Origin of the sequence: Pseudomonas sp. (genome assembly GCF_050739655.1) — a bacterium.
Taxonomy (GTDB): domain Bacteria; phylum Pseudomonadota; class Gammaproteobacteria; order Pseudomonadales; family Pseudomonadaceae; genus Aquipseudomonas.
In genome coordinates this window covers 1-12,492 of the sequence record NZ_JBOIBY010000560.1, presented here as the reverse complement: position 1 = coordinate 12,492, position 12,492 = coordinate 1, and the positions used below count along the sequence as shown (strand labels likewise).

The 12,492-nt window shown below is 60.5% G+C and carries 9 protein-coding genes; 6 read left to right on the top strand and 3 right to left on the bottom strand.

The annotated features are described in order from the left end of the window. Positions 1–33: 33 nt before the first annotated feature. Genes coaE through ACRESJ_RS26680 form a run of 3 tightly spaced genes read right to left on the bottom strand, consistent with a single transcriptional unit; the run spans position 34 to position 2,747 of the window. Complete coding sequence (gene coaE, locus ACRESJ_RS26690) at positions 34–642, bottom strand: dephospho-CoA kinase (RefSeq protein ID WP_431599078.1); 609 nt, start codon at positions 640–642, stop codon at positions 34–36. Positions 643–652: 10 nt separating this feature from the next. Beyond that, positions 653–1,516: a prepilin peptidase gene (locus tag ACRESJ_RS26685; RefSeq protein WP_431599077.1), complete on the bottom strand. Its 864-nt coding sequence runs from the start codon at positions 1,514–1,516 to the stop codon at positions 653–655. A 7-nt stretch (positions 1,517–1,523) separates the two neighbouring features. Beyond that, entirely contained in the window at positions 1,524–2,747 is a 1,224-nt protein-coding gene (locus ACRESJ_RS26680; protein WP_431760530.1) for a type II secretion system F family protein, read from the bottom strand. Positions 2,748–3,140: 393 nt separating this feature from the next. On the opposite strand from ACRESJ_RS26680, the gene ACRESJ_RS26675 reads away from it, so the two are divergent. The 6 genes from ACRESJ_RS26675 to ACRESJ_RS26650 all read left to right on the top strand — a co-directional run bounded on the left by ACRESJ_RS26675 (position 3,141) and on the right by ACRESJ_RS26650 (position 12,386). After that, a complete protein-coding gene (locus ACRESJ_RS26675; protein WP_431599075.1) occupies positions 3,141–3,539 on the top strand; it encodes a pilin in 399 nt (132 codons plus the stop codon). 100 nt (positions 3,540–3,639) lie between these two features. Beyond that, positions 3,640–4,047, top strand: a complete 408-nt coding sequence (locus ACRESJ_RS26670) for a pilin (RefSeq protein WP_431599074.1) — start codon at positions 3,640–3,642, stop codon at positions 4,045–4,047. 53 nt (positions 4,048–4,100) lie between these two features. Beyond that, positions 4,101–5,831 (top strand): type IV-A pilus assembly ATPase PilB, encoded by a 1,731-nt coding sequence (gene pilB, locus ACRESJ_RS26665; protein ID WP_431599073.1) that lies wholly within the window; start codon positions 4,101–4,103, stop codon positions 5,829–5,831. A 970-nt stretch (positions 5,832–6,801) separates the two neighbouring features. Beyond that, the gene (locus tag ACRESJ_RS26660; RefSeq protein WP_431599072.1) at positions 6,802–10,956 is read left to right on the top strand and encodes an RHS repeat-associated core domain-containing protein; all 4,155 of its coding nucleotides are present in this window, start codon (positions 6,802–6,804) and stop codon (positions 10,954–10,956) included. A gap of 6 nt (positions 10,957–10,962) precedes the next feature. After that, the gene (locus ACRESJ_RS26655; protein WP_431599071.1) at positions 10,963–11,337 is read left to right on the top strand and encodes a DUF6869 domain-containing protein; all 375 of its coding nucleotides are present in this window, start codon (positions 10,963–10,965) and stop codon (positions 11,335–11,337) included. Between the two features lie 599 nt (positions 11,338–11,936). Beyond that, entirely contained in the window at positions 11,937–12,386 is a 450-nt protein-coding gene (locus tag ACRESJ_RS26650; protein ID WP_431599070.1) for a hypothetical protein, read from the top strand. Positions 12,387–12,492 lie beyond the last annotated feature (106 nt).

Genomic DNA, 12,492 nt, shown 5'->3' with positions numbered 1-12,492 from the left:
GCCGGGGCGAGCGCAGCCACCCAAGGGGTGGCTCTACCGCGCCAGCGCCCGGTACGCCTGATCCAACCGCTCCACCTCGGCCTGCAGATGATCCGGGTGGCCATCATTGCGCACCACGTCGTCGGCCAATGCCAACCGCGCTTCGCGGCTGGCCTGCGCGGCAATCATCCTGTCGGCCAGTTGCGCATCAATACCATCGCGCTGCATCAGCCGGGCGTGCTGCACCTCCACCGGAACGTCCACCACCAAGATGCGGTCCAGCCAAGGGTACTGCTGGCGTCCACCGGCTTCGGCCAGCAACGGAATCGCGGCCACCGCATACGGGCCCGGCGCCTGCTCACAGGTCTGCCGCAGCAACTGGCGAATGGCCGGGTGGGTGATCGCTTCCAGCGCCTGCCGCTCCTGGGCCGAGGCGAAGATGCGCTCCCGCAGCGCGGCGCGGTCAAGCTGGCCGTCGGCCAGCAGGATCTCGGAACCGAAGTGGGCCACGATCCGCGCCAGGCCCTCGCTGCCGGGTGCCACCACCGCGCGGGCGGCCAGGTCGGCGTCGGCGACGGTGATGCCCAGCGCCTCGAAGCGGCGGCTTACTTCGCTCTTGCCGGCGGCCACGCCGCCGGTCAAGCCAATCACGAACTGGCTCATCGCCGTGCCCTCAGCGCAGGCCGGACAATCTCAGGTAGGCATTGATCAACGGCTCGCCCCACATGAACACAATCCAGCCGGCAATGGCCAGATAGGGTCCGAACGGAATCGGCGTAGCGTGGTCACGACCACGCGAGTACAGCCAGATCGAGCCCAGGATCGCGCCGATCACCGACGACAGCAGCACGATCGGCAGAATGCCCTTCAACCCGCACCAGGCGCCCAGCGCGGCCAGCAGCTTGAAATCGCCGTGGCCCATGCCTTCCTTGCCGGTGATCTGCTTGAACAGCCACCACACCGACCAGAGCGACAGGTAGCCGGCAATCGCGCCCAGCAGGGCGGGCTTGGCCGGCATGTAAAGGTTGTCGATGCTGCCTATCAGGCCCAGCCACATCAGGGGCAGGGTGAGCTGGTCGGGCAGCAGCTGGGTGCGCAGGTCGATGCCGGACAGCGCAACCAGGAAGCAGCTCAGCACAATCGCGCCGAACCCCTGCCAGCCGAACCCGAACTGCCACACGCTCGCCACCACCAGCAGGCCGGTCAACAGCTCGACCAGCGGGTACTGGATGGAGATGGGTGCCTTGCAATGGCGGCACTTGCCGCCCAGCACCAGCCAGCTGAACAGCGGGATGTTCTCGTACCAGGACAGCTTGTGCTTGCAGTGCGGGCAGTGCGACGGCTCGACCACGATCCCGGGCGGGGGTGGTTCGTAGATGTCCGGAAGCTCGAGCACCTCGCGGGCGTCGCGCTTCCACTGCCACTCCAGCCGCTTGGGCAGGCGCAGGATCACCACGTTGAGGAAGCTGCCGATCAGCAACCCCAGTGCGGCCGCGGCGGGATAGCCGAGGCCGGGATGCTGGTCGAGAAATGCCATTGATTGATTATCCGACTACGGAGGCCAGCTTGAAGATGGGCAGGTACATGCCGATCACCATGCCGCCGACGATGGTACCAATAACCACCATCACAATCGGCTCCAGCAGGCTGCTCAGCGCGTCCACCGCGTTGTTCACTTCCTGCTCGAAGTACTCGGCCACCTTGAACAGCATGGCATCCAGGGCGCCGGCTTCTTCGCCGATGGCGGTCATCTGGATCACCATGTGCGGGAACAGGTTGGTCTGCTTCATGGCCATATTGACCGGGAAGCCGACCGACACGTCGCTGCGCATGCGCAGCACGGCTTCTTCGTACACCTTGTTGCCGGTGGCGCCGGCCACGATACCCAAGGCCTCCACCAGTGGCACGCCGGCCTTGAAGGTCACGGCCGTGGTGCGCGCGAAGCGGGCGATGGCGCTGTTGTGCATCAGCTGGCCGATGACGGGCACCTTCAGGATCAAGCGATCCATGGTGTGCTGCATCTTTGGCGACCGCTTATAGGCCGCAATGAAGCCAACGGCCGCACCAACGGCGACAATCAGGATCATCCACCAATAGGACACCATGAATCTGGACAGGTTGACGATCATCTGGGTAAAGGCGGGAAGGTCCGCGCCAAATCCCTTGAACACGTCTTCAAACTGCGGAACTACCCAAACCAGCAGGATGCCGCTTACCAGCAGGGCGACAGCGAGAACCATGACCGGATAGAAAAGGGCCTTTTTGATCTTGCCCTTCAGCGCCTCGATGTTCTCCTTGTAGTTGGCCACGGTGTCCAGCACCGTTTCCAGCACACCGGCGCCTTCGCCGGCCCGTACAAGGTTGCGGTACAGCTCATCGAACTGGACAGGGTGCTTGCTGATGGCTTCATATAAAGACGAGCCGCCCTCGATGTCCGTGCGGATGTTCTCGACCATCTTCCTCATGCGGGGGTTCTTGTGCCCGCTGCCGATGATGTCAAGCGATCCCACGATAGGGACACCCGACTTCATCATGGTCGCCATCTGGCGGCTGAAGAAGGCGATGTCCTTGGCGCTGATGGCCTTGCCCGCCGCGCCGAACAACGGCTTCGGCTTGGGCTTCACCACATCTGGCGTGATACCCATGCGCCGCAGCTCTGCGCGCAGCATGTTGGCGTTCTTGGCGGGCTGTTCGCCCTTCATCTTCACGCCCCGCTTGTCGGTCCCCACCCAGACAAACGGCTGCAACTCCATGGTGCTACGCGCCACGGGCTCTTTCTTGACTGCACTACGGCTGACAGACATACAGGCTCCCCAGCCAACGCCATCCCCAGGCGGGCTTCTAATCCGAATGGTAGCCGGTTCCGGGCGGTCATGGCATCCCTCCCTGACGGCAATCCGTGACCGGGGTCCAAGACCACCCCCGTCAGAAGGTGACGCAGCGCGTCACAATGCCGGTTGGGTCGCAAATTACCGTGAGGGGGGTTCCAATCCTGAAGATTGCTGCCATCATTGCGCCGGGGAATGCTGGGGAGCATTGCTGAGAAGTTGGCACGCAACCTGCTTTCAACCACCCGCACGGGCGATTGCCTTGCTCAGCCGGTCCGCCGGCCAGGCGCGACCCAGTGTCCATTTTTCAAACCACCTCTAGGGGATGTACTCATGAAGAAGCAGCAGGGCTTTACCCTCATCGAACTGATGATCGTCGTCGCGATCATCGCTATCCTGGCCGCCATCGCTCTGCCGATGTACCAGGATTACGTCGCCAAGTCGCAGGTCACCGCTGGCCTCGCCGAAATCACCCCCGGCAAGACCCAGTTCGAAGTTGCCATCAACGAAGGCAAGACCCCGGCAAATGCTGCCGATATCGGCCTGACCATCTCCAAGCGCTGCACCAAGATTGACGTGACCGGCACCGCGACCGGCAGCATCGTGTGCACCCTGGCTGGTAGCCCGAAGATCGCCAGCAGCACCATCACCCTGACCCGCTCCGATGCGGGCACCTGGGCTTGCTCCACCAACATCACGGAAAAGAAGTACATTCCGGGCGGTTGCGAGTAATAGCAAGTAGCTTGAAGAGGCCCCGCTCGTCGGGGCCTTTTTTTTTGGCACGGATCCTGCTTGATCACCGTATTACCAGCTGCCGGGGGAGGCACGAATCATGCGCGGGGCACGTGGTTTCACTTTGATAGAGTTGATGATCGTTGTGGCGATCATTGCCATCCTGGCCGCCATTGCGCTGCCGATGTATCAGGATTACGTAGCAAAGGCTCAGTTGGCCGCGGCGTTGTCTGAGATCAGGCCTGGCAAGACGATGGTGGAAACCGTTGTTCAGGACAGTCAGGACGCCGGGTTGATCAATGCAGACTACCTCGGTCTCAAGGTTTCCCAGCGCTGCAGCGCTGTGGACGCAAGCGTGCAGTCGACTGGGGTGGGGAGCATCAGTTGTACTGTGTCGGGAAGCCCCATCATTGACGGAAAGGACTTGGTCCTGAACAGAGCCGCGGACGGCGCGTGGACCTGCGACGGTTCCGCGTTCGAAGCAAAGTATCGCCCGACGGGGTGCTAGTACCCGACAGTGATGCTGGCCATAATGAAGCTTCGTACTAAGGGAAGTGCTCAATGAACGCCGTCGTCACTGCCAATCTCGTCGGAATTACCGGCATCGCTCGTCGCTTGGTTCAGGATGGAGCGCTTGAAGAAGCCGCCGCCCGTGAAGCGATGGCGAAGGCGGCAGCAGCCAAGCAGCCCTTGCCGCAGTATTTTGCAGAGAAGAAGCTGGTGACCCCCGCTCAGCTGGTCGCGGCGAACGCCCTTGAGTTCGGCATGCCGCTGCTGGATGTATCGGTCTTTGATAGTGCTCAAAGCGCGATCAACCTGGTGAGTGAGGAGCTGCTGCGCAAGCACCATGTGCTTCCGCTGTTCAAGCGTGGTGGCAAGTTGTTCATCGGCACCAGCGACCCGACGCATTCGTTGGACGAGATCAAGTTCCACACCAACTTGGTGGTCGAGCCGATCCTTGTCGACGAAGAGCAGATCCGCCGCACCTTGGAGCAATGGCAGTCCAAGCACGACACGCTGGGTGGAGGGTTGGGTGGCGGTGACGATGATGGGATGGGGGATCTGGATGTCTCCTCCGGCGATGAGGAGGGTGGTAACGCCGATTCTGGCCACGACGCCAAGGGCGACGACACCCCGGTGGTCAAGTTCGTCAACAAGGTGCTGGTCGATGCCATCCGCAAGGGTGCGTCGGACATTCACTTTGAGCCATACGAAGACGATTACCGCGTGCGCTTCCGTATCGACGGCCTGCTCAAGAACGTGGCCAAGGCGCCGGTCAAGCTCAACCAGCGCATTGCCGCACGCTTGAAGGTCATGTCGCAGCTGGACATCGCCGAAAAGCGCGTGCCGCAGGATGGGCGAATCAAGCTCAACCTGTCCAAGACAAAGCAGATCGACTTCCGCGTCAGCACACTCCCGACCCTGTTCGGCGAGAAAATCGTGCTGCGTATCCTGGATGGCAGTGCTGCCAAGCTGGGCATCGACAAGCTTGGCTACGAGGAAGTACAGCAGAAGCTGTTCCTCGACGCCATTCACAAGCCTTACGGGATGGTACTGGTGACCGGCCCGACCGGTTCTGGTAAGACCGTGTCGTTGTATACCGCTCTCGGTATCCTCAACGACGAAACCCGCAACATCTCCACCGCCGAGGACCCGGTCGAAATCCGGCTGCCGGGCGTCAATCAGGTCCAGCAGAACGTCAAGCGCGGCATGACCTTCGCCGCCGCGCTGCGCTCTTTCCTGCGCCAGGATCCGGACATCATCATGGTCGGCGAAATCCGCGACCTGGAAACGGCTGAGATTGCCATCAAGGCGGCCCAGACCGGCCACATGGTACTGTCCACCCTGCATACCAATGACGCGCCGCAGACCATCGCGCGTCTGATGAACATGGGCATCGCGCCGTTCAACATCACCAGTTCGGTAACGCTGGTCATCGCCCAGCGCCTTGCGCGTCGACTTTGCAACAACTGCAAGCGTCCGGTCGACCTGCCTGCCAATGCGCTGCTGGCTGAAGGCTTCACCCAGGCCCAGCTGGATGCAGGCATTACTCTGTACGAGGCCGTGGGTTGCGAAGAGTGCACCGAAGGCTACAAGGGACGTACCGGCATCTATCAGGTCATGCCGATGAGTGAGGAGATCTCCGTCATCGTGCTTGCGGGTGGCAACGCCATCCAGATCGCGGAAGCTTCGCAGCGCGCAGGCATCAATGATCTGCGTCAGTCTGCATTGGTCAAGGCCGCCGCCGGCACCACTAGTCTTGCTGAGATCAACCGCGTTACCAAGGACTAAGCGCTCCCAGCTCGTTCCGGTTCAACGGGACCGTGTCTCTATTGGATTGCCGCGCCATGGCTGCAATCCGTATCTGCCGGCATCGTTACGAGCGCGTTTCGCGATCACCTGCTGCTTGGCCATGCTGGTCCTGTACCCCTGCGCTGCATTTTGGGTGATCCTGAAATGATCACCTTCCGAGTTTGCGTGCGGCATGCATCCATATCCCCCTTCATGCTGGGGTGACGCGTTGTCGCAGCCATATCGTCTTCATTGAGAATTGAGCCGGGGCTCTCAATTCGGGCGCTGACTTTCGGTGACACTCCGGGCCACCCAGGCCATATGGAGCTATAGTCCTGTGGCTGTTCATTCAATCACATGGAGGTGGTCGTGGTCGCACGATTCCTGAAGACTCTCAGCCTGCTCTTTGCGCTGTCGCTGCTCCCGGTCGCAGCGCTCGCAGCGCAGCAGACCTTGCTTGAGCCGAGGTACTGTTTCAATGGCGCATGCTTCCCGACGCTAAGCCAAGCCGAAGCCGAGCTTCGGGCGAAGGCGGGTTCATATGGTGCTCTCTGGACCAGGGATCGTGTCTATCCCTACATGGGCTCAGGACCCAGCGCAGTCTTTAGGCACGCCTACGTAGTGAAGGATCAAGAAGCTCAAATAATGTACAAGCCTGGATACGGCACGGGTGGGGACCCTGTAAGACAGGGCATGTGCACGGCCCAAACTGATCCTTATGACCCGTATATGTGTGCGGATGAGAGCGAGGCGGTAGAGGGAACGATGGCGACATTTCGTGCCTCGTTTCCCCAATGTGTCTTTTCGAACGAGCGATACGAGGGCAGTTACGGCTCACCTTACGTATCTGTGCGTAATGATGGCTATGGCACGGTTAGGCACTCCAAGTCATCTGACCCGAAGTACTACAAGTACTCCATCTGGTGTCCGGCTTGGGGATCGACCCCCCCCCGACCCGCGCCAACTCGTATTGTCCAAGACCCAGCATTTTACATGCGCGGCGGATTTCGCTCCGATCCATTCGGACAATCCGGCTTACGTTGGGTACGGTACGCTGCTGGATTGGCCTCGCGTCTGCCGGGCGAAGATGACGGCGCAATTCATCTACCAGTACAACGTAACGCAAACCAAATCGTGCGCCAGCACGAACAATCCGTGCTTCCCAGCGACGGGGGACAAGGCCCGAGCTGAAACGGACTTCAGCTTCGCGGGCAGGCCATTTACTCGCCACTACCACTACCACTCCCTCAACCAGCTACAGGTCGCGCCTGAGCTCGGAACAGGTTGGTCCCATAGCTACTCGGACTTCATCATCTCTACCAGCAGCATACGTGCAGATGATCAAGGGTATCTCCAGACCTACGGAAGCGGAGGACGCGGAAACCAAGCGTCTGGCGAGGTTCTTCGCGCCGCGGCGAACGGTACTTCGGAGCTCATCCAGGCTGACGGTACTGTCCGCTTCTACCGAGCTGACGGAAGGCTCACCCGTGTCAACACTGGAGGCTCGCGGACCAGTGTGACGGTGAGCTACGACGCCAAGGCGAGAATCGAGCGAGTTACGGACGACACGGGCCGGGCGCTGTTGTTCCGCTATGAGGATGATCGGCTTTCTTCCATCACGTTGCCAGATGGGTCGCAGGCGCGATATGGCTACGACGAGTACGGAAACCAGACCAGTGTCGTTCGCCCAGATGGTTCATCCCGTACGTATGTCTACGGAGAACAGGGCCATGCCCCGGCTGGCATCCACAACCTTCTCACCGGCATCATCGAGGAGAATGTCCGCTACGCCACATTCTCCTACGACGCAATTGGCAAGGTTGTCGGCAGCCATCTTCTTGTTGGTGGCCAGCCGGTTGATGCAGGAACCATCACTTACAACGCAGATGGATCCGCAACTACGATTAACGAACTGGGAGATGTAAGGCAGCTTGAGATCGGAGGCCCATTCCGCGCCATCACCAAGACAGTGGATTCGCAAGGAACCCGCTCACAGGTCTTTGACTCTATGGGCCGGCTGAACACCAAGCTCGATGCACTCGGAAACCGTACGACGCTATCTTACGCGGACTCCAGCACCGGCCCTGTTTCGCAGGTGATGACCGTTACGGAAGAATCCATCGGCCGCATAAGCCGCACCAGCCGAGATGCCAACAACCGCGTTGCGGAGCAGCGCGTCAGCCAAAAGATCACTGGCGGTGAGAAGTTGACCTCCTTGAGTCGTCAGACGTACGACGCGCAAGGGCGCCTTTTGTTCTCCTGCCAGTACGACGCCACGCAGAGCACGGACTACGTCTGCGGCTCACTAGCAGTAGCGCCGATCAATGTGCGCCAGTCCCAGAACACCTACTGTACCGATGCCGACTCTGCGGGCAATCCGGCCCTATGTCCGTTGCCTGGCTTGCAGCTATCGGCACGGAACCCTGCTGGCGCACTGACCCAATTTGAGTACTACGCCGCCAACGACGCGGGCTGCGACGCCAACGGCGATTGCCGCTTCCGCAAGGGCGATCTGCGGGCGGAGATCGATGCCCTCGGCCGCCGCACTGAGTACCTTGAGTACGATGCCTTTGGTCGTGCGGTTCAGGTACGCGGTATCGACGGGGTCGTGGTCGAGCAGTTGTTCGACCACGACAGCCGCGTTCTGGCCGAGACGGTCAAGGGAGATGTGCCGGCCAATGACCGCATTCAGCTGTATGAGTACAACTCAACCGGCAAGCCGACCCGGGTCACTGAGCCGGATGGCGTTTGGACCCGGATGCACTACGACTCGGCCGACCGCCTGACCAGCGTGGAAGATGCTGCAGGCAATCGCATCAATTACGTGTTGGATGGGGCGGGCAACCGGCTGCGCGAGGAAGTGCGCGACAGCAGTGGCGTGCTCAGGCGCTCGCTTGACCGTCTGTTCGATACCGCCAGCCGCAACACCCGGGTGACCGGGGCGTCTGGCCAGGCGACTCAGCTGCGCTATGACGCCGTGGGCAACCTGCTGGAGACGGAGAATCCCGCCGGCACGGTGTCCAAGAGCACCTACGACGGTGCCGGGCGGCCGACCAAGCAGATCGACGATCTCGGCGGCATCAATGCCGAGATGCGCTACGAGTATGCGGCCAACGGGCAGGTAGAGCGGGTCGTCGATCCAAAGGGTTTGGCAACCACCTACGCCTATGACGGCTTCGGTCAGCTGACCACCCAGACCAGCGCGGATACGGGCGTCACCCAGTTCACCTACGACCGCCTTGGCAATACGCTGACGAAGACGGACGCACGGGGCGTGACGGCGCAGTACGAGTACGATGCTGTGGGGCGGAAGACAGCCGTTCGCTTCTCAGATCCTGCGGCAGACATCCAGTACGTCTACGATCAGCCGTCGGCCCAATGCCCGGTCGGTGAGCGTGCGGGGGTGGGGCGCCTCTCCAGCATGATCGATTCGAGCGGGCGTACCGACTACTGCTACAGCGCGCTCGGTGACCTGGTTCGCCGCGTGCAGGTGGTGGAAGGGCAGCCGCTGGTGCTGCGCTACACCTATGCACCGTCAGGCAGGCTCAACTCGATGACCTACCCAGACGGCAGTCTGGTCGACTATGGCTACGACGCCCTCGGACAGATCAGCAGCGTGGGCGTCACCCCAGCGGGTGGCACCCGTGAAGTGCTGCTGCAGGGCGCGCAGACGCTGCCATTCGGTCCCGAGCAGTCTTGGACCTTCGGCAACGGCCGGCGCCTGGACCGCAGCTACGACCAGGACTATCGTCCGAAGACGATCAGCGATGAGCGCGACGGATTGAATGCCGCTTTTGGGTTCGATCCGGTGGGCAACATCACCTCGCTGACCGACGGTGGCCCGCAGGGGCAGGGCGCGACCCTGGACTACGACGCCCTGGGCCGCTTGACTGCGTTCAAGGACGCGCAGACCGGCGTGGCTATCGAGCAGTACACCTACGACGCCACCGGCAACCGGTTGTCGTTCGGCAACTCGGCCGGGGTGCAGTCCTACGTTTACCCGGCCGGTAGCCACCGTCTGAAGTCGGTGGACGGTGTTGATCGCACGTACGACGCGATGGGTAACACCCTGACGATCAGCGGTGACTGGCAGTACGCCTATGACCTTGTTGGCCGCCTTGGAAGTGCGACCCGAGCAGGTTCCGCGCAGGCCAGCTACCGCCACAATGCGGCGGGGCAGCGTGTCCTGCAGCAGGTGGGTACTGACAAGACGCTGCACTTGCATGGCGAGGGCGGCGAGTGGTTGGGAAGCTACGGTATTGCTGGCGCACCGAGCCAGCAGGTTGTGTGGCTTGGGTCCCGGCCGGTGGGCCTCATTCAAGCGGGTCAGGTTCTCTACATCGAGTCAGATCACCTCGGTTCGCCCCGCGCATTGATCGATCCGCAGCGCGATGTGGCGGTGTGGCGCTGGAGCTTGATGGGGGAGGCGTTTGGTGATGGGTCACCTGCGGAGGATCCAGATCAGGATGGCGTCGTTCAGAAGTTTGATCTTCGTTTTCCCGGTCAACGGTATGACTCCACAAGTGCCCTTAGCTACAACTACTACCGAGACTATGATTCACAAACAGGCCGCTACGTTCAGAGCGACCCTGTTGGGCTCGAGGGGGGCATAGCAACGTTTGCCTACGCCAGCTCCAATGCAATCACAAATTTTGATTCGCTAGGTCTGACGTCGGTATCGATGTGTGCCCGCCCTGAGAATGTTCTCGCTTGCGCTGCTGCGGGGATTGGATCCGCTGGAAGCGCCGGACCCTCTTCGTCCGCTGTGGGCGTGGCCGGTGCAGTCGTTGCCGCAGCCGCGGTTTCGCTGGCAAGAGATGCAGCAGAGTCTGCGGATTCGTGCCCGGTACAAGATAAGTGTGAAAAAATCTATGCGACGATCAGGTCCATTCTCGCTGTTGTTAAAAAAAGGTACTGGGATATGCGCGAGGATGGTCTGGGCCTATTCACTAATCGACCGACCGGAAGGATGTCATGGGCAGGGCACCAGCAGCAGTTCCGGTCATGGCAGGTGAATCTTCGTGGATACCTTGAGGTGGCAGACTCTATGAACTGCAGAGGTTATCCTTCCGATGCTTGGGAGTGGGCAACAAAGCCTGTCCCTAACCAGCCTGCCCCGAGGTAGTCGTTGATGGAATTTTCGAACCGCAAAGCTTTAGCCAAATCTTGGATCGAATTGCAAGGTGCCCCTGATGATTCTGCACTGCAACGCGAATCCCAATGGTCCGCTATTGAGCTCAATATGCTATGTATTGAGGAGCCGGAGCAGGCATGGGAGCTGGTTGTGGAGATATTTGAATCTAGCTCCGATCCGTGGGTCTTGGAGAACTTGGGGGCTGGTCCTTTAGAAGCCTTGTTGAGCTTGCATGGTCCATCCACACTGAAAGCCATAGAGTCATACACGTCGAAAAGCCGTGCGTTTTTGAGTGTTGTTGCCCATGTATGGCTACATGCCCTGCCGTCCGATGTCGCCAAACGCTTGGCGACCCTTCGTAGTAGAGGTTGAGTGCTTGCACGACCCGTTCGACCAACTCTGTGACACGGGACATCTTCGGCTGAATTGAGTTTCGCGACGTCACAGCGCCAACTCGGGCACGTGGCGCTGCGAACGTTGCCGCGGAATAGTCGGCGGCGCTAAGGCTGTCGTCGTGAGCCTCACGGCCGGAAGGCCCTCCTCCACTAACCATGAGGTGGCGATGACCAGGACCTTTCGATGGGTGGCATTTGTACCGGCAGCCCTACTAAGTTTTGTAGCAGTCTTCATGCTGCTGGGATCAATTCGGGGACTGTTGTTGCGCATTTGCCCGGTCGGCAGACTGGACTATGAGTGGGCCATGGATCTGTCCCGGCCCGGCCACGAAATGGGTGGGCCAACCTGTTCTGCCGCGTGGTTTCCAGACGCCGAGATGGCCTTGCTGGTATTTGCGTTCTCGGTTGCAGTTGCTGCGGCGGGATGCGTGGCAGCATGGGTCGCGCCCACCAGGAAGCTGGCATGTGGGTTGTCCTCAGCCGCTCTGGTTACCCTGTATATGTATCTGCTTTCCCGCTTCTCTTGACAGCGTTGCGTTTCCGCGCCGCCAGTTCTTCAATCCAAGGTGCTCTCCCATGCAGCTCTTCTCAGACGAATGGTATCGATCCGAATGGAAGAAGCTGGGATTTCACTACGAGCTGGATCACGATTCCAAGCAGTGGAAGATCACGGGGTCCAGAGAGGGCGTGCGTTCGTTTGTTGCCGCCGTACGCGCCTATGCAATTGATTCTGGGAATGACTGGGTATCCTGTCACCGAAATCTCGGTCCACACGAGTACCTGGAAATTGGCACGTGGAGTTCGGCGATCATCGATGACCATTGGATTGCAGGGCGTCTGGCCGATCTGCTCGACCTTGCGACTTACGTCGAAGAGTGGATCATTGCATCGAAGGCGGGTGATTGCCTTTCTGTCAGGTCGTTCTTCAGTCCGGAGTCTCCGTATGACATTTGGTTGAGGGTGGGGCCCGACGACTTCGATCCGTCATCGCTGGATGCATCACTAGTGACACCATTACGTTGTTAGCTGCTGCTTCCGAATTTCGATACGAGCGGTGCCGTGCTCGGAGATGTGGTCCACTGATGATGTGGCAGCTACGATCTCGATTCGGTCCGGGAGAGTGGGGGAACAG